Genomic DNA, 19,544 nt, shown 5'->3' on the forward strand with positions numbered 1-19,544 from the left:
GCAGCCCTAAGGCCGCAGCCAGTAGAGCAGGCTGGTGATGGCAAAGATGGCCATCATGCCGATCGACAGGCCGTACCAGAACTGCAGGGGCCGATCGAGCAGGTGCGATTCTTCTGGGGCAAACCAGCCCAGTTCGGTAGCCTGGCGCAGGATGCGTCCGCTCAGCCAGCACATTGCCAGCAGCAGCAGGCCGCCGACGACGACACCGCCGGAATCTTGCAGATAAAAACTCTGCCAGGCCAGCCTGGGCCAGTGGGTATTGGGGGTGCTCTGCCGCCAGAGCCGCCAGCCTAAAAGCGCGCAGGCCAGCAGCGCACCGCCGCTGTAGAGTATCCGGTTCAGCATCCTCCGCCTCCGCCCGTGTAGATAACGCGCCAGCCTGCATCCTGGCGCTTGAGGATCTGGTACTGGTAGACTTCGTTGCCCATCCGCTCAAAAATCAATTCTGGGACACCGTCTCGATCGAGGTCGATCGCGTCGCGAAACAGTTCGCCGACAAAATCCTGGCCGTAGATGTCTTTGAAGCGCTGGTGGTAGTCGTAGGTGAGCTGCCAGTCGCTGCCCTGCTGTTCGAGTACGACGAGGGCCGTCGCACCGGGACGGCTCACCGAGTCGGCCAGAGCGCTCACGGTGCCGACGAGCACCGTCCGGCCAGCGATCGTGAGCCGCGCCGCATCGGTGAGCTGGAGGGTGCGCAACCCGGCTGTGTCCAGACCCAGTTTTTGGAGTTGGGTGCGGGCGGTGCGCTCAAGCAGATTTCGCTGCTCGACACTCAGCGCAAGCGACGGTGCAGGCGCATCGAAGAGCAATGTCGAGCTGGCAAGCCGGTAGATCGCTCCTTGGGCACTGTAGGCAGCCTCCGCCCGTGGCACGCTCAGCTGCAGGCGGGCGTTGTAGGGACCGGCAGCACAGCCGCCGTAGGGCGAACTGGCCAGAATCTGCACCCGGCCCACCAGTTGGCCGTGGCTGTAAAGGGGCAGCGGATGGGTCCCCAGGTAAGGCTGCAGCCACTTGCTGTCGCGGGGCGGTTCGTTTAACCGGCCCCCTTCGACGCGCACCACTGGCTCGATCGTCACCTCGCCGTGGGCCGCATCCTCGGTGACGATAAACAGCACCGTATCGACGAAGCCAGGAGAAGAACAGGTGGTAAGCAGCAGAGTGCAAAAAATCAGCGCTCGCTTCCAGAATTGCGCACTCCCGGATACTGCAGGCAGGCGGATCGCCGACAGGAGCCAGGAAGGATCATGACTTTTCAGCGGAGTCTGAATGAGCATGGAGCGAGGCGGCTGCGAGATTCCAGACTAGCGCACCGACGGGCGGGCAGTATCATGGTGTGGGTTTTCAGTCCAAGTAAGGAGATATTCATGGCCCTCAACGTCGGTGACAAGGCTCCGGCCTTCAGCGCAAAGGACGCAAACGGCAACACGGTCTCACTTGCCGGCCTGAGCGGCAAAAAATTCGTGATCTACTTCTATCCCAAGGACGACACTCCCGGTTGCACCAAAGAAGCCTGTTCGTTTCGAGACAACTGGGGAACTTACCGGGCCCAGGGCATCGAGGTCTACGGCGTCAGCCGCGACGATGCTGCCTCGCACCAGGCGTTTGCCAGCAAGTACGAGCTGCCCTTCTCGCTGCTGGTAGACACCGACGGCTCCCTCAGTCGGGCCTTCGACGTGGACGGCGGCGGCTACGCCAAGCGCGTCACCTTCATCGTCGGTCCCGACGGTACGATCGAGCAGGTCTACACGACGGTCAACACCGCCACCCACGCCACCGACATCTTAGAGACGATCGGGGCTTGAGCGATGAGCGACGCGGTCCTCGCACCGGGCGATCCCGCCCCCGCCTTCGAGGCTGAGACGACGAGCGGCGAACGCCTCTCGCTGGCGGACCTGCGGGGCAGGCAGGTGGTGCTCTATTTTTATCCGCGCGACAACACCCCCGGCTGCACCAAAGAAGCCTGCGGCCTGCGCGACAGCTACGCCGATTTTGCCGCAGCCGGGGTGGTGATCCTCGGGGTGAGCACCGACAGCGTCCGCTCGCACCAGAAGTTCACAGAAAAGTTTGCCCTGCCCTTCGCCCTCCTCGCCGACACCGACGGGGCGATCGCCCGAGCCTACGGTGCCTGGGGAGAAAAAAAATTTATGGGCCGAACGACGATTGGGGTCAAACGGAGCACATTCGTGATCGACCCTGAGGGTAAGATCAGTCACATCTTCGCCAAGGTCAAACCCGAGGTTCACGCCCAGCAGTTGCTGGATGCCCTCGGCATTGCCAGGTCCACCTGATGTGATGAACGACTACGACGACATCCCGGTTATCCAGCGGCTCACCGCCGCCGCCCCTGCTCCCGCCGCTGCGCCGGTTGCCGGGCGATCACCGCTTCTTCTGGCGGCGGGCCTTGCCGCCGCCCTCGTCGCCGGGTTGGGGGGCTATCTGCTCCTTGCGAGATCTGCCCAGCCGGACAAAACTGCTCCGAGCGCTGCCCAGGCGAGCACCACCAATAGCAACACGCTGCTGGGCCACCACCGCTTCAAGCAGGCCGCCATAGCCGATCTGACCCTCATCGATGGCCACAGAAACATCTACTTGCACCGCAGTGCTGCCGGGCCTTACCGGCAGATGGTGCGCGCCGCCGCTGCCAGTGGTGTGCATTTAGTCGCCCTCTCGGGCTTTCGCGGCGAGCGCCACCAGCAGGAGCTGTACCTGCGCCAGCTCGGACGGGCCGGTACTGCCGACGCCGCCACCCTCATCAATGCCCCGCCCGGCTACTCCGAGCACCACACCGGCTACGCCCTCGACCTGGGCGACGGCGACCAGGCCGGTGCGAATGTGCAGCCGCGCTTCGAGCGCACCGCTGCCTTTCGCTGGCTCACCGCCAACGCCCGCAAGTTTGGTTTTGAGCTGTCCTTTCCCCGCCACAATCCGGGCGGGGTGAGCTATGAGCCCTGGCACTGGCGCTTTGTGGGCGACCGCAAAAGCCTTGAGACCTTCTATAAAAACTGACGTGATCGCACCTCGGGTCATTGCCTCCGGAGCAGGAGCATTGCTGGTCACAGCACTACTCGTCGCCTGCAGCGGCCAGACCAGCAAACGCACCCCCGCCCGCGATCCTGAAAGCCGGGCCGTCTACAGCACCGACGAGCGCCTGCTCATCAAGCTGGTCCGTTCCGAGCGACTGTCGGCCAGCGAGGGGGTGATCACCGTCCGGGTGAGCAACAGCGAGCAGCAGGTGGCCGGTTCTGCTGTCGTCGATCCGTCCCACTTTTTTATCGCCCCTGAGGGCAGCAACCAGACGCCCCAGGCGGCAGTAGATCTCTCAAAATCGACCCTCAAGCGCCAGACCCTCGCGATCCACCAGAGCACCGGGGGCAAAGTCTTCTTCAAGATCAAAGACCAGGGCGTGCAGGACATCGTCTACGGCGACGATCCAGTGCTCGCCGTGCGCGTCGGTCGCATCCCCGCCTTTGGCGCTGTGTCACCATAGAGTCGGTATCGTCTTGCCGGATCTGTCGATGTCGGAATTTTCGAGTGCCTCGCGCCTGCGCTTTGCGCCCAGCCCCACCGGTTACCTGCACGTGGGCGGGGCGCGCACGGCACTGTTTAACTGGCTTCTCGCCCGCAAGTACGGCGGGGCGCTCGTGCTGCGCATCGAGGACACCGACCGGGAGCGCTCCTCGGAGGCGATGATCGAAGGGGTGATAGCCGGACTGCGCTGGCTCGGGATCACCTGGGATGAGGGGCCTTTTTTGCAGTCGGGCTTTGTCGAGCGCCACCGCGCCGTCGCCTATGATCTGCTCGATCGGGGCCTGGCCTACCGCGCCTTCGAGACGCCTGAGCAACTGGAGGCGATGCGCGCCGAAGCCCAGGCCCGCCAGCAGGCGTACCTCTACAAGGGCGGCATCTGGCGTGCGGCGACAGCTGCGCAGATCGAAGCGCAACTCGCGGCGGGTACCCCCTACGTCGTGCGCCTCAAGACGCCTGTATCTGGAGCTTTTCGCTGGCACGACGCGGTTTTTGGCGATCTGAGCGGCGACTGGTCGGAGATCGAAGATTACGTGCTCCTGCGCTCGGACAGCAACCCGACCTACATGCTCTCGGCAGTGGTCGATGACATCGACATGCGAATTACTCACGTCATTCGCGGCGCGGATCACATCAACAACACCCCCAAGCAGATTTTGCTCTACCAGGCGCTCGGGGCGGAGCCGCCCCACTTTGGCCACCTGCCGCTCATCCTGGGCGCGGATCGATCGCGCCTCTCGAAGCGCCACGGGGCCACCTCGGTGCTCGCCTACCGCGACGAAGGTTTTCTGCCCTGGGCCTTCTGTAACTTTCTGGCGCTCATCGGCTGGAGCACCAGCGACAATCAAGAGATCTTCGCCACCGCCCAGGAGCTGATCGACCGCTTCAGCCTCGATCGCATCAGCCGCACCAACGGCGTCTTCGATGTCGAGAAGGCCCGCTGGCTCAACTCCCAGCATCTGGCCCACCACATCGACCTGCAAAGTCTCAAAATCGCACTTCTGCCCCACCTGCAGGCGCTGGGCATTGCCGAACCGCTGGCCACCAGCTTCGATCTGAGCGTGACGCTGTTGCGCAGCCGCGCCCGCACCCTGGTCGAGCTGGCCCAGATGCTCGTGCCCTACGTGGGCGACACCTTTGCCTTCGACGAGGCGGCGCTGCAAAAAAATATCCTCAAAAGCGGGGCCGAGCAATTTTTGCCCGCCCTCATCGAACAGATCCAGGCTCTCGATTTTGGCGATCCAGGGGCGATGGAGGCAGCACTGCGCGAATTTTGCGAGGCGCAGGGCATCGGTACCGGCAAGGTCTTCAACTGCATCCGCACCGCCCTCACCGGCCAGAAGGTAAGCCCCGGCATCTTCGAGACGCTCCAGGCGATCGGCAAGCCCCGCGCAATTGCCCGGTTGGAGCGGGCTCTGCAGCTCAGTGAGGCCGCCCGCGTCGCTTCTTCTTGAATTCCCCCAAAGTCAGGAGATAGCTGGAGCCGCCGACCCGTGCGGTACTATCTTTTAGAGCTGACATCGAGGGGGCTTGGCGGTCCGCCAAGTGAGGAGAAGCACTGTGAAGACAAACATGCGCGCCCTGCCTCGGGTAGCCGGGTGCATCGGTCTGGCGCTGGCGTTGGGCCCGCTGCCGCTCCTGGCCGCCGAGGAGCCTGGGATGTTTACCGACCTACAGACCCAGACAGAAAGCCCAACGTCCCAGGTCAATACCGTCTCGGAGTTGAGCGACGTCGATCCTGCTTCCTGGGCTTTCCAGGCGCTCAAGAGCGTCGTCGAGCGCTACGGTTGCCTGGAGGGCTATCCCAACAAGACCTACCTGGGCAGTCGGCCCCTGTCGCGCTACGAGTTCGCCGCTGGCCTCAATGCCTGCCTCGAGAAAATCAGCGAACTCATCGCCGCCGGTACCGCCGACAAGGCGAGCAAAGACGATCTGGCCGCTCTGCAGCGATTGGCCGAAGAATTTCGCAACGAACTGGCGGCACTGCGCGGTCGGGTCGCCGCCCTCGAAGACAAGACCAGAGAAATCGAGAGCAAACTTTTTTCGACGACGGCCAAGCTCGACGGCTCGGTGGTGATGGCTGTCACCGGCGGCGGTGCCGGCAGCAACAACACCGTCAGGCTGCCGCTGGCCGGACCCACCCTGGGCGACTCACCGCTCATCAACCTCGTCGAACAGCAACTCAACCGCCTGGGGGTGCCCGCTCCCTTCACGCGGGCAAGAACAGTGACCGGCGACGCTGCCAACGTCAGCTTCGTCGCCCGCTCGACGCTCAATATCCGCGCTACCTTCTCGGGCACCGACGAACTGCTGGTCCGGATGCGGGGCGTAACTGGCCAGGATATCTCGAGTGTCTTTCCAGGCATCGCCGGATCGCTGGGCACCCTCTTCTACGCCGGCAACCCCAATAACTTCTCCTCCCCGGCCATCCGTGGCTTCAGCTACGACGGCTCTGCCCTCGCCAACGTGCCGGTCAATGGCACCGCACCGGTCACCTTCGACAAGGTGCGCTATATCTTCAGCCCCTTCGGCGAGAGCGTCCGCTTCTTCGTCGGGCCGCGCATCGACCTGTTCGAGGTGATCGACACCAACTCGTTCGCCAACAATGAAGAATTCGACTTCTCCAACGGCTTTTTTATCAACAACCCGCTGGTCACACCGCTATTTGCCGGTCCTGGCCTGGGCTTCGATTGGACGATCTCAAAGAACTTCAGCCTGCGGGCCGCCTACATCGCCGCCTCCGGCGGCAGCGCCCTCGCCTTCGGTTCCGGTGGCCTGACGGGCGGCAACAACCTGGTGGCTGCCGAGTTCGAGATCCGCCCCTCCGTCACCTCCTCGATCAAATTGCAGTACAGCCACTACGTCGAGCAAAATTCGCTCTTTGGCATCGACTTCAGCCTCAACGGCACCTTCGGCCAGTTCACCCGCTCGGTCACCGACGTTGCCGGCTTTAACGGCGAATGGGCGATCACTCCGAGCGTCGCCATCTTCGGTCGCTTCGGCTACGCCTTCTCCGATGTTAGATTCCAGCTGTCGTCATTTGTGAGCGATGTCGTCTTTGGCCCCGGCAGCACGACCACCCTCGCCAGCAACCTCGACTCGACCACCTGGTCCGCCGGTCTGGCCTTTCCCAACTTTGTCGGCTCCCCCGGTACCCTGGCGGTCGTCGTCGGTCAGGTACCAAGAATCAGTTCCTCCCGCGATTTTGTCTTCACCAACGGCACTCCGCCGCCCGGCGCGCCCACCCAGGCGATCAACGGCTTTATCTCCAGCGGGCGCGAGACAGATGTCGAGCTGTTCTATCGCTTTCCGATTACCGAGCGGCTGACGATCACTCCTGACTTTCAACTCATCTTCGACGCTGCCAACATCGCCAACAATCCGACGATCTCTGTCTTTACCCTGCGGACCGTCTTCACCTTCTAAAAAAAAGGGGTGCGTCCTGCGCACCCCTGCATCCACCCGATAGCAAAATTTTTGAGGGCCGGTCTGAGCCGACGTTCTTGACTCTCACTGCCGCTCACCCGGCCTGGGGACTGGACTACCTGGAAGTACTCACAGATTAGTCGCTGGGCCGGCTTTTGCTGATGCCTCCAAAGGTAGAGTTTGGTTCACCGGTTATAAACAGCGGCACTGGAAAGACATAGCTACTTATCTAAGACCCACACTTCTCACAAAAGGATTTCTGCTCACTTGGGCCAGCAATTTGCATTGCCCCGGATAAAGAATGACCGGTTTGTGGTAAATAAAAGAGAAGATTTCGAGGAGCGAGCGGAGCCGTGTTCAAGAGGTTGCTGCTGGCGGTCGGTCTCGGCCTGCTACTTGCTGCCCCGGTCAGAGCTGTCGATCTGCGCGTCGCCGTGGTGCAGGATGTAGGCGCACTCACCGTCGGCAGCTCCAGCGACGCAGCTGTCATCGATGAATCGGGGCAGACGATTGGCCACCTCCCGGCAATGCAACCGCTCACCGTCACCGCCTCGGGCAATCAGGTCCGCGCCGTCAACGTCCAGGCGGGCCGCCTGCGGATCGTTCCCGACAAGCCCGATGGCCTGGTCTTTATCGGCAGCCGCTGGTTTCGCGGGGCAGCCGAGGTCTACGCCAGCGCCAACCGGGCGACCGGTCTGAATCTGGTCGATCTCGAAGCGTACCTCTACGGCGTGGTGGGTGCCGAGATGATCGCAAGCTGGCCTGAAGAAGCACTCAAAGCCCAGGCAATCGCGGCGCGCACCTTTGCGCTCTATAACTGGACCCGCCGTCAGAACGAAGCCTTCGACCTGGGCGACACGGTGATGTGGCAGGTCTACAAGGGCGCTGAAGACGAAACCGACTCGGTGCGCCGGGCGGTCGATGCCACCGCCGCTCAGGTGCTCACCTTCAAAGGCAGCCTGATCAACGCCATGTACCACAACAACGCCGGGGGCCGCACCGAAGATTTTCGCGCCGCCAGCGGCAGCGAAGAAGCGCCCTACTTGAGTTCGGTCGAAGATTACGATCAAAATTCGCCCTACTGGAAGTGGCAGCAGGTGATTCCGGTGGCCACCCTGCGCCGGTCGCTGGGACTTATTGCCATCGGCGATCTGCTCCAGGTCAAGATCGCCGAGCGCAGCCTGAGTGGCCGGGCGCTCTCGGTGCTCTTTGTGGGCAAAAGCGGCAGCCAACTGGTCAAAGGCACCGACGTGCGCTTCAAACTCGGCCTGCGCAGCAATTTCTTTGAGATCAACCCCAGTGGGGCACCGCTGAATGCCCTCACCTTCGACGGCCACGGCTTTGGCCACGGCATCGGCATGAGCCAGTGGGGCGCACGCGCCCTCGCGGCCCTGGGTTGGAACTGCAGCCGCATCCTCAAACACTACTACCAGGGCGTCGAGGTGCAGAAGGAAGTGTTTTAGCTTTCTTGCCAGGCTTTGATGGTCCACCGAAGCCGATTGCCAAAACGGGCCGGGAGGTTCACCTCCCGGCCCGTTTCAAGAACATGGCGCTATTCGCTCACGTCAGATGACTCGTAGCCTAGCGGCTGTATTCGCTCGATGTCCGGCCCATCGCGTAGGCAATGTCGCGCAGAAGAGTGATCTGCTGCTCAAAGTCGAGCTGCTTGATCGCTTCGAGGGCGCGGTTGCCGTCCTCCGACAACTTGTAGTCTGCAGGAACATCGATGACGTCTTTGCCCATCCGCTCGGCGAGCAAAAACCAGGTAAACAGTTTGTCGTTCTCGGTAAAATTGCCGTAGGTCTGACCCAGAGCCGTGTCGTCGCCGCGCACCAGCGCCCGCATCGCTTCAAGCTGCGCCTCACCCTGCCCCAGAGCGTCGAAGCCATTGAAGAAGTCCTGGACGCGGAGGCGATCGGCGGCGGCGGGGGCAGCGGGCGTCACCGACTTGCCCATCTCGACATAGACGTAGTAGAGCACCGCCAGCTTCGCATCGACGTCGAGGGCATCGAACTGGTCGCGCACCTGCTGCAGACCTTCGCTGCGCACTGTTCCAGGGGTCTGGGTGCTGAGGGTCTTATCGACAATGTCAGAAATGCGCTCGCTGGAAACGCTGTAGTTCCCACTACCCTGATTGGCTCCTTCGTGGAAGACCTTCTCAGAATCGGAGTCGGTCGTATTGGTCGGCACCTGACGCTGCTCGTAGGCAGGGACGGCACCGGTACTCGAAGCGCCTGCCTCCTGAGCACCGGAGATGCTGGTCTGATGGGGAGCGCTCCCGGCTGGATCGCTCAGCTGCTGGCCCTCCTCGAAGGCCCGGTCGATGTTTTTTGTGTTCTCGTCCATAAACTTCACCGTTCTCCTGAACTTCTTCCCAGCCTACGGAGCGATCCCCGTCCAACCGTCACCCTATAGTCAGAAGAATTTCGTTAAATTGTCGTTCGAAAATATGCCTCTCTATCCATTCTTTTTGACGCTGCAAAGCCGCCTGAAAGCAGACACCACCTGCCGCCTTGAAACGCAGAAAACATTATCCGATGGCCCCTCCCCTATGGGAGAGAGGGAGAGTCATTGCTTTCCCTGCTGAGAGTTCAGGTGTCTTCTTCGTCGTCGGTGATCAGACGATTGAGTTTTTGTTTGATCTGGCTATCGAAGACTTCCCACTTGAGCTGATTGAAGGCAGTATTCTCGCTGCTGCCCGACAAAAAACCTACCGGGATTTCAAATCCGCCGGCGCGCATTCGGCCACCGCCAAAGAAACGGCCACTCGCGTCCTGACCGAAGGTTTTTTTGATAAATTCGTCCGGATCGAGGGTGAGCTTGTTGGTGCGCAGCGAACCGGAGACGATCTCGCGCTCGTCCTCGGTGCGGACGATGCCGTAGACGACGGCGGTGTGGATGTCCTCTTCGGTGATGAGAAAGTCCGCCGCCTGGGGAATGGCGTCGCGGTCCTCGTAGCGCAGGTAGCCGACGCCGGAGACCGAGAAGCTATTTTTGACGATCCGGTTTTTGAGGGCGCGCTCGATCACATCCATCACCCGCCGCGAGCGGGCCGTCTGCAAGATCGCTTCTAAAAGCTTCGGATCGTAGTAGCGGCTCAGGTAAGCGGCGGCCTGAAAATCTTCTTCTTTGGCCTGCATCAGGTGGTTGGTCTCGGAGCGCAGGCCGTGCATCAAGGCGGTGGCAACTTTGAGGTGGTCGGCGTTGGTGGCATCGAGGCCAAGGAGACCGTCCTGGAGGTACTGCACAAAGATCGTCGCCGTCGCGCCGCAGGCGGTGCGGATGTCGCTAAATTGGGGTGCCAGGTCGTCCTGGGGAGCGTGGTGATCGATGACGGCAATGACCGGCAGCTTGGATTGCTTGACCAGGCGGGTGATCTGGCTGGTGGTGCCCTGGTTGTCGAGGAAGACCGCACCTTGAAAATTTTTAAGATCGCGCTGTTCGAGCTGTAAATTCCAGCGCTGCACCGGAAAACCGGTCAGGCGCACCAGGGCGATGTTTTCTTGATGGCTTAGAGTACCGGCGTAGGCACTCACACACTCGATGCCGTACTGCTGAGAGATCAAGGTGTAGGTCCAGGCGCTGCTGAGGGCGTCCGGATCGGGAAAATCCTGCAGCACGATGAGATGCCGTTCCTCGGCGTGCTTGCTCAGCACCTGACGCAATTTATCGGCTTTTTTGAGCTGGCCGTTGGTCTTGATCGCCGGGGCGACGGACTCGGCTGTACTGGATGCAGATTCCATGGAACCTCACGAGTGTTCTTTGATTGTCTCTTGCAAAGCAAGAGATGGCATACGCCAGATCAAGGCCAGCTCGATCCAGAAAAGGGCGTTGATGCGCGCGTCGTAGAAGGGCACATCCGAAAAACCAAACAGCAAATACGCGACGAGGGCAGCCAGCAGGCCCGCCTGTTGCCAGCGGGAAACACCCCTCAAAGATACCGCCTGCCGCACGCCCCGTAACAACGTCCAGAGATAGAAGCCCACCAGCAGCAGGGCCGCCGGGATACCGGTTTCGGCAGTGTAGGTGAGATAGAGGTTGTGGGCGTGCAGAAGCTGAGCGGCGTCGTGGCCAAAGTAGGTCTTCTCGACGAACGGAAAAGTCTGCAGGCCCCAGCCGGTGAGGGGGCGCTCGCCGGTCATCCGCAGGGCGATCTGCCAGGCATCGAGGCGATTGGTGAGCGAAGTAAAGGAGGCGGTGCCGCTGGTGATGCTCTCGCTCACCTTCTGCCAGAGCGAGGCCGGAACGATCTCCCGCAGCCAGCGGATCGGAGGCCAGGACACTGGCCCCAGACCCGCGAGCAAGACTGTCCCCGCCCCCGCCGTCAGCGCCGTCACCAGCCGCCATCGCCGGGCCACCAGCAACAGAGCGCCGACCACCAGCAGCGCAATCATCCAGGCGTTGCGCGAGGCGGTGCCCAGCAGTGTCACCCCTCCGACTGCCAGCACTGCCCAGCCCAGCCAGCGCTGGCGCGGCAGGCCGCCGAGGGCAATCGCAGCAGCGAGGGGCAGCACCAGCAGCAGGTAGGCTGCCGTCGAGGTGGGCCAGGCAAAAAAGGCGGTGACCCGATCGAGGATGCCTGCTTCCTGGCGCGAACCCACCGTGAGCAGGACGAGGCCACTTAAAGGTTCCCACTGCCAGTTGGCACCTGTCACCCACTCGAAGAGCCCGGCCAGACCGGTGACGAGTCCGCCCCAGAGCAGGACCGTCAGCAGTTGGGTGAGCCGCTCGGCCCGATCGACCAGATGCACAGCCAACCCGAAAAACAAAAAGAAGGGCAGGTAGTTAAAAAGACCCAGTAGACTGTCACCCGGTCGGACACTAAAAGCCGTGAGCACCAGCAGCACCAGGGCCGTCGCGATAAGCCACCGCCCAGCCGGCCCCGGCCTGAGCGGCCACAGACCACCGGCGGCGAGGGCAATCGAGGCGACCAGCCAGCTTACGAGCATCAGGGGCGACCAGACCGGCAATACGGCAAGGCCCACCAGGAATGCTGCCCAACTGATGGGCCCGGCGCTCAGGGCTTCGGAGGCGGACGGGAAGCCGCGCTTGGCAGTGCTCAAACCAGTTCCCACAAGGACCACTCCCCACGCTATCACGGCTGTTGGAGCCCGCCTGTCCGGCTCCAGCACCCAGCTTGACCACGGTTTCTCAGCGGATAGACTGGGATGCACCCTGAAAGACGTTCATGGCCTCCGAAGAACTTCCCAGCCTCAACCAGCCCGTCTATTGGGAAAGCCGCTACCGGCAGCACCAGGACCGCTGGGATCTGGGCCGCCCGGCTCCGAGTTTCGAGTACCTGCTTGCCACCCCCCAGGCTCCTCCGCCCGGCACGGTCGTCGTTCCTGGCTGTGGACGGGGCTACGACGCCCTGCTGTTTGCCAGTCGCGGCTACAAAGTTTATGGCTTTGACTTTGCCGCCGACGCCATCGCCGATGCGACCCGCTCAGCGCTGCGCAGCGGCATCTCCGTCACCTTCGTTCAAGAAGATCTTTTTAAGCTGCCCAGAGAACTCGACAGTCTCTTTGATCTGGTGATCGAGCACACCTGTTTTTGTGCCATCGACCCATCCCGCCGTCCGGAGTACGTCCAGATCGTCCACCGGCTGCTCAGGCCGGGCGCAGAGCTGATTGCGATCTTTTTTGCCCATCCGCGCCCTGGCGGTCCGCCCTTTCGCACCGATCCCGACGAGATCGAGCGGTTGTTTGGCGGTTACTTTGCCATCGAGCAGTTAGAACCGGCACCGGTTTCGGTGCCCGAGCGGCAGGGCGAGGAACTGTTCGCTCGATTGCGCCGCCTCTGAGGGCAGCCTCAGTACAGGCCGTGCCGTTTTTTGTACTGCACCAGGACGCGCTGGGCTTCGCCCGCATCGAGGCCGATGCGGGTGGACCAGGCAAGGATCTGGCCCTCGTAGGCCGGGGAGAGCTGGCCGTTTGCCAGACACTGGCCAATCACCCGCTCAAGCAGATAATTCTGGGCGTAGCGCATCAATTCCTGGTGGCGCACCAGGGGAATGCCCAGCCCCTGGGCAAAGCTGCCGAGCAGGGCCACCTCGTTTTGATCGAGCTGTTCGTCGGCCAGCGCCAGGGACCAGGCGAGCATCATGATCGTCTCGCGGGTCGAATCGGCTGTCGTCTCCTCCAGCTCGACCGGACTGGGCATGGGCCGACTGGAGAGCGATTCGAGGCTGCCCAGTTGCGGATCGATAAACCAGGCAAAAAAGTTCTTTTCGCTCTCGGCGAGCTGGCCGTCGGCGTTGGCGATCGCGATCAAAATCCGGGCGAGGATCGCCTGATCAAAGGGCTGGGTGACCGGGTAGGCGTTGAGCTGCCGCTCAAAGTCGGAGTACATCTGCTGTTCTGCGTTCGCCGAAATCCAGCGGCTGTTTTTGTTGTCCCAGACAAAAAAGTCTGCCGACTGAAAAGCGCGGGCAAGCGCGTCCTTCTTCTCTTCCTCGCTGTAGTGAATTTCGCCAGGTGTATTGCCGGTCTGCAAGATCAGCGAATCGGCGATGTCGCCGATGATATAACCGACAAAACCAAAACCCATCGCCCGCCGGATCGTCGAGGCCACCGAGTACTTGAGGGTCTGGACGACGTTGCCGCCGACGTTCTGGGCCATATTTCCCATCATGGTCTCGCGCTTTTGCAGGGGCGCGCTCGCCTGCACCGTCTCGCCGGTGACAGGGCACTGAAAGACGCAGTTGAGGGTCGAACCCTGCTGCTCGGCGCTGACGATCAGCGGCTGAATCGATTCAAAAAAATCCGCCATAACCAATTGTTCTCCGATTGTCGGGTGCCGGTCGGCTCGTGCTCAACAATAGGGATCACAAGCCCGCCAGCGCGAAGAAGCCTCCTATCGATCTAAGCGCAAAAAAAGGGGCAGAAATCGCTTCTGCCCGCTTGTCCATGACTGCAACGCCTGAATAACTCTTAAAGCGCTAGCCGCGAATCGCCTCTGTACTTACGGCCACGGGCGCACTCTCGCTCGACGCCAGATCCAGCGGGAAATTGTGGGCATTGCGCTCGTGCATCACTTCCATTCCCAGGTTCGCCCGATTGACGATATCCGCCCAGGTGTAAATCGCCCGGCCCTGGGAATCGACGATGCTCGAATTGAAGTTGAACCCGTTCAGGTTGAACGCCATCACGCTGATGCCCAGCGACGTGAACCAGATGCCCACCACCGGAAAGGCGGCCATGATGAAGTGCAGCGAGCGAGAATTCGCGCCCCAGAAGGCAAAAGTCTGGAAGACCAGACGGCTGATGTAGCCGTGGGCGGCGGTGATGTTGTAGGTTTCGTGGCCCTGGCCGAACCTGTAGCCGTAGTTCTGCGATTCCTCGTAGGAGGTCTCGCTCACCAGCGAAGAGGTGACGAGCGACCCGTGCATGGCGCTAATCAGAGCGCCGCCGAACACTCCCGCCACTCCCAGCATGTGGAAGGGGTGGTTGAGAATGTTGTGCTCCGCCTGAAAGACAAACATGAAGTTGAACGTGCCAGAGATACCCAGAGGCATCCCATCGCTGAAGCTGCCCTGACCAATCGGGTAAATCAAAAACACCGCCGTCGCTGCCGCCACAGGCGCACTGTAGGCAATGCAGATCCAGGGACGCAAGCCCAGACGATAGGACAACTCCCACTCCCGACCCAGGTAGCAAAACACCCCAATCAAAAAGTGGAAGACGACAAGCTGGTAAGGCCCGCCGTTGTAGAGCCACTCATCCATGCTGGCTGCTTCCCAAATCGGATAAAAGTGAAGACCGATAGCGTTGGAGCTGGGAATGACAGCGCCGGTGATGATGTTGTTGCCGTAAAGCAAGGAGCCGGAAATCGGCTCGCGGATGCCGTCCATGTCCACCGGCGGGGCGGCGATGAAGGCGACGATGTAGCAGATGGTAGCCGAAAGCAGGGTGGGGATCATCAAGACGCCGAACCAACCGACGTAGAAGCGGTTGTTGGTGGAGGTGACCCAGTCGGCGAAGCGCTCCCACAATCCCTGAGTCGAACGACGCTCAAGTGTTGCGCTCATAAATAACTCTCCAAAAGCGATACAGACGAATAGAAACAGACCTGGGCAGCGACAGTCGCAGAGCGGGCGGCACCCTCAACTGTGAAGCTTTAAGAAAGTCTGCCCTTCGCTCAGTCAGGCTGAGCTGGTAACAGTTTGTAATAGGGGATCAGCGCTCGCCAGGCAATTTACGAACGTTAAGCCCGCATCCTAACGAGCTGTTCTGGCGGCGACAAATTCTGTGAACAGGCGGACCCGAATCGAGCCGCAACCGGAAAGTTATGAACGTTAAGCCGATCACTTAAGGCTCGCAGTGCAGCAACAGCAAAGAAGCAGGATATAAGAAAAAGCATCCCGATTGGTTTTGAGGCAGGATGCTGCCCAGGAGCGAGCCACCCGCCAGACAAAGACGCAGGCGCGGCGTCGTGCTCGCCCCTGTCGGGCTGCGCAAGTTGCGGCAGGCGATTACTCGGCTGGAGCAGGAAGAACTGGACGGCTGGCGGTACACCCTGGAGGCGCTGAGCGAGCGGATTGGACTGACCACCCGGACGATTGCCAAGCTCATGGCTGGGCGCGAGGGACTGGACCGGCGGACGATCGAGCACTGTTTCGAGCGCCTTGGCCTGGTGCTGGAGCCGGCAGATTATGCCCATCCGCCCCTGGAGGCCGCCCCCAACCCCAGCCGGCAGGATTGGGGGGAAGCCCTCGATGTTGCGATCTTCTTTGGCCGCACTGAGGAGCTGACAAAGCTCGGCCACTGGCTCACCCACGACCGCTGCCGGGTAGTCGCCATCCTGGGCATGGGGGGCATGGGCAAGACTGCCCTCTCGGTGAAGCTGGCCCAGCAGGTGCAGGGACAGTTCGAGTGGGTGATCTGGCGCTCGCTCAGCAACGCGCCGCCCATCGCGGACATTCTGGCGGAGTGGCTTGGCCGCATCTCGGGGACGGGGCTGGAGTTGCCGACGGCGGTCGAAGCGCAGATTGCTCTGCTCATCGAGCAACTGCGCCGCCGCCGCTGCCTGCTGGTGCTCGACAACTGTGAGACAATTTTGCAGAGTGGCAGCGGCGAGGTGCTAGGCACCGCCGGCCTCTGCCGCCCAGGGTTTGAAGCTTACGGAGAACTCTTTCGCCGCCTGGGCCAGATCGCCCACAACAGCTGCCTGGTGCTCACCAGCCGCGAGAAGCCGGAGGCGGTCGCCACCCTCGAAGGCAGCAGCCTGCCGGTGCGCTCGCTGCTATTAACTGGCCTGCCCTACGGCGAAGCGGTGGCCATTCTCAAGAGCAAGGACATCCAGGCTGCCCCAGCCGAGTATGCCCGCCTCGTCGAGCTGTACCGGGGCAATCCGCTCGCCCTCAAGATCGTAGCGACAGCAATTCAAGATACCTTCGCCGGAGAACTGCGCGCCTTTTTAGAACAGGAGACGACGGTCTTCAACGGCATTCGCACGCTCTTAGGCGAGCAGTTCGCCCGCACCTCGCAGATGGAAAAGGAACTGCTCTACTGGCTTGCCATCCAGCGCGAGCCGGTGGCCCTCAGCCGGTTAGGCGCGGTGCTCGCTGAGCGCGGGGCGAGTGCGAAGGTGCCCATCGTCCTCGAATCGCTCTGTCGGCGGGCGCTGGTCGAAAAACTGATCGAGACCGAACCGCTGGAGGTGCGCTACGCCCTGCAGCCGGTGGTGCTGGAGTATCTGACCGACCGGCTGATCGAGGTGGCCTGCCGGGAGATTCTTGAGCGCCGATTTGTCACCCTCCACCGGCACGCCCTGATGCAGGCGGAGGCAAAGGACTACCTGCGCACCGCCCAGATCCAGCTCATCGTCGAGCCGGTGCTCGAAGGGCTGCTCACTCGGCTCGGCACCGCAAGAGCGATAGCCGATTATCTGGTGGATCTGATTGCCCTGTTTCAGTCCACACCGGGCTTCGAGCGCGGCTACGCTGCCGGTAACCTGCTCAACCTGCTCATCTGTCTGGGTAGCGACCTGAGCGGGCTGGATCTCTCGGGTCTGGCGGTCTGGCAGGCGTACCTGAACGAGCGCCGTTTGCACCGGGTCAACTTTGCAGGAGCCGATCTGAGCGGTTCGACCTTCGCCAGAACCTTCAGCCTCGTCGTCGCCCTCGCCTTTCACCCGGACGGCCAACTGCTTGCCTCCGGCCACTCGACCGGCGACATCTACCTCTGGCAGATCGACACAGGCCAGCAGGTCGCCTGCTGGAATGCCTGCCCGGAGGCGATCTGGACCCTCGCTTTCAGCCCGGATGGCCGCACGCTGGTAGCCGGGAGCGGCGATGCGGCCATCCGCTTCTGGGACGTGCAGAGCGGTTACTGCACCCGCACCCTGCGCGAACACACCGGCACAGTCGCCTCCCTGGCCTTCAGCCCGGACGGGGAGTACCTGGCGAGCGCCAGCGCGGACCATTCGGTGCGCCTCTGGCACCGCTCGACGGACTACACCACCAGTTGTCTACTTGGAAAACACGACCGGCCCTGCTTCAGCCTCGCCTTCAGCCCCGATGGCTGCACCCTGATAAGCGGCGGGGCCGACCACCTGCTTAGAGTCTGGGAGATCGCGAGCGGCCTGTGTCTGCGGGTGATGGCCGGTCACACCGACTGGCTCAGGATGATCGCCGTTCATCCGGCGGGTGGGCTGCTGGCAAGCTGCGCCATCGATCACACTGTCCGGCTTTGGGATCTAAAGACGGGCGAATGCCTGGCCGTACTCGCCGATCACACCTGCTTCGTCGCCGCCATCGCCTTCGTTGACGAGTACACCCTGGCAAGCAGCGGTTCGGATCGCAGCATCCGGCTCTGGGACATCCGCACCCGGCGCTGCACCCGGATTCTCCAGGGGCATACCAGCGACGTGCTCGCCCTGGTGCGCCATCCCCATCGCCTTCAGTTTGTCAGTGGCAGCGAAGATCAGACGATGCGCCTGTGGGAGTTGCCCACCGGGCGCTGCCTGCGCACCTTTTCTGGCCGGATCAACTGGCAGATGTCGGTGAGCTTCAGTCCGGACGGTAGGCAGATCGTCTCGGGAGGCGAAGATCATCTCGTTTTTTTGTGGGACCGTGAGTCGGGGGCGCGGCGGCTCCTGGTCGGCCACACCGGTTCGGTGGGAGCGGTCGCCTTCAGCCCGGACGGCGAGTACCTGGCAAGCGGCGGCAACGACCAGTCGATTCACCTCTGGAAGGTGGCGACGGGCGAGAGCCTGGCGGTGTGGAGCGGCCATCGGGCCACCGTGCGCAGCCTGACTTTCAGCCCGGACGGTACGCGCCTGGCGAGCAGCGGCTACGACGGCGGCATTCACCTCTGGCACACCGGCTCGGGCCAGTTGGAACAACGGCTACCCGTGCCGCTGCTGGTCGATTGCCTCGCCTTCAGCCCGGACGGTAAGCTCCTTGCCCTGGGACCGATCGACGAGCGCTGCTGGATCTGGGATCTGGCCGCTGGGCGGCCTCTACATATTCTTGCCGGGCACAGCGAGTGGGCCTGGCAGGTCGCCTTCAGCCCGGACGGTAAGCTCCTTGCCTCCGGTAGTCACGACGGCACCGCCCGCCTCTGGCGGGTCAGCGACGGCAGCGCGCTGCACGTTCTTGCCGGTCATAGAGGCTGGATCTGGCAGGTCGCCTTCAGCCCGGACGGTCGTCTCCTCGCCACCGCCAGCACCGACTCGTGCATCAAACTCTGGGACGTTGCTACCGGCGCGTGTCTTAAAAGTTGGAAAGCGCACACGCACTGGGCCATATCGATCGCCTTTGCTCCTGACGCCCAGACCCTGGTGAGCAGCGGCACCGACGGCGCTTTGAAGTTGTGGGCGATCGACTCCGGCGCGTGCCTGCGGGTGTTTCAAGTCGAGCGGCTCTACGAGGGGATGAACATCGCCGGGGCAACGGGCCTGAGCGCCGTTCAGCGGGCGACGCTCAAAGCGCTGGGAGCGGTCGAGCTTTAAGCGCATAAAGAGTCGCCGGGCTACCTAATCAAGGGTATGGCAACTCCGCTTCGCCCCGAATCTGCGCGCCAGAGCCAGCAGATGAGTGCTCCAGCCTGTCCGAACCTGCACTGCCGCCTCTTCCGCCAGTTGTTGCCCGAAGGCGCAAAAGTCTGCCCGATGTGCGGCACCCAGCTGGGCAACGCTGTTCGCCGCCCGCCTGGCCAGACGAACCTGCCTGTTGCCCAGCCCCGCCCGCTGCTCAAACTCGTTCATCCTGCCAGTGGTTACGAGTTTTTTGTGCGCGGCGAACGCTGTTTTATCGGGCGTACCCCCCAACCACCCGAACCCGGAACCTCCCAGATCGCCCTCGACAATCTTCCAGATAACCAGATCGTCTCGCGCCGCCACCTGCAGATCACCTGGGACGCTGAGCGATCCGCTTATAGCGTGAGCGATCTGGGCAGCCGCAACGGCACCGCCCTCAACGGTTCACCCCTTCTACCGCAGGCAAGCTATCGCCTCAGCAACGGCGACAGGCTGCAACTGGGAAAGCCATGCCTGATCGAACTGGTCGCCTCGATCAGCGCCTTTGGCCGCACCCCGAGCCCTTCTTCTCCTGGCGCAGAACTTCCCTAGGTTTTTGAGCTTCTTCCACG

The 19,544-nt window shown here is 62.3% G+C and carries 17 protein-coding genes; 10 read left to right on the top strand and 7 right to left on the bottom strand.

Annotation, left to right across the window (positions count from 1 at the left end; genetic code table 11):
* Positions 1 to 6: 6 nt before the first annotated feature.
* The gene (locus GKIL_RS21580) at positions 7 to 345 is read right to left on the bottom strand and encodes a hypothetical protein (RefSeq protein WP_023176051.1); all 339 of its coding nucleotides are present in this window, start codon (positions 343 to 345) and stop codon (positions 7 to 9) included.
* Positions 339 to 1,274 carry a hypothetical protein gene (locus GKIL_RS21585; protein WP_023176052.1) on the bottom strand — a complete coding sequence of 312 codons (936 nt, stop codon included), beginning with the start codon at positions 1,272 to 1,274 and terminating at the stop codon, positions 339 to 341. Before GKIL_RS21585 ends, GKIL_RS21580 begins: the two co-directional genes overlap by 7 nt.
* Positions 1,275 to 1,364: 90 nt before the next feature.
* Between GKIL_RS21585 and GKIL_RS21590 the strand changes: the two genes are divergently transcribed.
* The 7 genes from GKIL_RS21590 to GKIL_RS21620 all read left to right on the top strand — a co-directional run bounded on the left by GKIL_RS21590 (position 1,365) and on the right by GKIL_RS21620 (position 8,414).
* Entirely contained in the window at positions 1,365 to 1,802 is a 438-nt protein-coding gene (locus tag GKIL_RS21590; RefSeq protein ID WP_023176053.1) for a peroxiredoxin, read from the top strand.
* 3 nt (positions 1,803 to 1,805) lie between these two features.
* Entirely contained in the window at positions 1,806 to 2,288 is a 483-nt protein-coding gene (bcp, locus tag GKIL_RS21595; protein ID WP_023176054.1) for a thioredoxin-dependent thiol peroxidase, read from the top strand.
* Positions 2,260 to 3,006 (top strand): M15 family metallopeptidase, encoded by a 747-nt coding sequence (locus GKIL_RS21600; RefSeq protein WP_041244135.1) that lies wholly within the window; start codon positions 2,260 to 2,262, stop codon positions 3,004 to 3,006. Before bcp ends, GKIL_RS21600 begins: the two co-directional genes overlap by 29 nt.
* 1 nt (position 3,007) lies before the next feature.
* Positions 3,008 to 3,487, top strand: a complete 480-nt coding sequence (locus tag GKIL_RS21605; protein WP_041244136.1) for a hypothetical protein — start codon at positions 3,008 to 3,010, stop codon at positions 3,485 to 3,487.
* Positions 3,488 to 3,515: 28 nt separating this feature from the next.
* Positions 3,516 to 4,979, top strand: coding sequence for a glutamate--tRNA ligase (gltX, locus tag GKIL_RS21610; RefSeq protein ID WP_023176057.1), 1,464 nt, complete (start codon positions 3,516 to 3,518; stop codon positions 4,977 to 4,979).
* A gap of 106 nt (positions 4,980 to 5,085) precedes the next feature.
* Positions 5,086 to 6,951, top strand: a complete 1,866-nt coding sequence (locus GKIL_RS21615; RefSeq protein WP_023176058.1) for an iron uptake porin — start codon at positions 5,086 to 5,088, stop codon at positions 6,949 to 6,951.
* A 353-nt stretch (positions 6,952 to 7,304) separates the two neighbouring features.
* Positions 7,305 to 8,414: a SpoIID/LytB domain-containing protein gene (locus GKIL_RS21620; protein ID WP_023176059.1), complete on the top strand. Its 1,110-nt coding sequence runs from the start codon at positions 7,305 to 7,307 to the stop codon at positions 8,412 to 8,414.
* 118 nt (positions 8,415 to 8,532) lie between these two features.
* Here GKIL_RS21620 and GKIL_RS23135 read toward each other — a convergent pair whose 3' ends face one another.
* The 3 genes from GKIL_RS23135 to GKIL_RS21635 all read right to left on the bottom strand — a co-directional run bounded on the left by GKIL_RS23135 (position 8,533) and on the right by GKIL_RS21635 (position 12,026).
* A complete protein-coding gene (locus GKIL_RS23135) occupies positions 8,533 to 9,297 on the bottom strand; it encodes an orange carotenoid protein N-terminal domain-containing protein (RefSeq protein WP_023176060.1) in 765 nt (254 codons plus the stop codon).
* 245 nt (positions 9,298 to 9,542) lie between these two features.
* Entirely contained in the window at positions 9,543 to 10,694 is a 1,152-nt protein-coding gene (locus tag GKIL_RS21630; protein WP_023176061.1) for a DHH family phosphoesterase, read from the bottom strand.
* A gap of 6 nt (positions 10,695 to 10,700) precedes the next feature.
* Entirely contained in the window at positions 10,701 to 12,026 is a 1,326-nt protein-coding gene (locus tag GKIL_RS21635; protein WP_023176062.1) for an O-antigen ligase family protein, read from the bottom strand.
* A gap of 113 nt (positions 12,027 to 12,139) precedes the next feature.
* On the opposite strand from GKIL_RS21635, the gene GKIL_RS21640 reads away from it, so the two are divergent.
* Positions 12,140 to 12,754: a methyltransferase domain-containing protein gene (locus GKIL_RS21640; RefSeq protein ID WP_023176064.1), complete on the top strand. Its 615-nt coding sequence runs from the start codon at positions 12,140 to 12,142 to the stop codon at positions 12,752 to 12,754.
* Between the two features lie 8 nt (positions 12,755 to 12,762).
* Here the strand turns inward: GKIL_RS21640 and GKIL_RS21645 are convergent, their stop codons facing one another.
* Positions 12,763 to 13,722, bottom strand: a complete 960-nt coding sequence (locus GKIL_RS21645; RefSeq protein WP_023176065.1) for a tellurite resistance TerB family protein — start codon at positions 13,720 to 13,722, stop codon at positions 12,763 to 12,765.
* Positions 13,723 to 13,891: 169 nt separating this feature from the next.
* The gene (gene psbA, locus GKIL_RS21650; RefSeq protein ID WP_023176066.1) at positions 13,892 to 14,980 is read right to left on the bottom strand and encodes a photosystem II q(b) protein; all 1,089 of its coding nucleotides are present in this window, start codon (positions 14,978 to 14,980) and stop codon (positions 13,892 to 13,894) included.
* A gap of 353 nt (positions 14,981 to 15,333) precedes the next feature.
* Here psbA and GKIL_RS21655 point away from each other — a divergent pair, with 353 nt between their 5' ends.
* A complete protein-coding gene (locus GKIL_RS21655) occupies positions 15,334 to 18,906 on the top strand; it encodes an NB-ARC domain-containing protein (RefSeq protein WP_023176067.1) in 3,573 nt (1,190 codons plus the stop codon).
* 36 nt (positions 18,907 to 18,942) lie between these two features.
* The gene (locus tag GKIL_RS23140) at positions 18,943 to 19,524 is read left to right on the top strand and encodes an FHA domain-containing protein (protein ID WP_051382904.1); all 582 of its coding nucleotides are present in this window, start codon (positions 18,943 to 18,945) and stop codon (positions 19,522 to 19,524) included.
* Positions 19,525 to 19,544 lie beyond the last annotated feature (20 nt).

The sequence above is a fragment of the Gloeobacter kilaueensis JS1 genome (assembly GCF_000484535.1).
Taxonomy (GTDB): Bacteria; Cyanobacteriota; Cyanobacteriia; order Gloeobacterales; family Gloeobacteraceae; genus Gloeobacter; species Gloeobacter kilaueensis.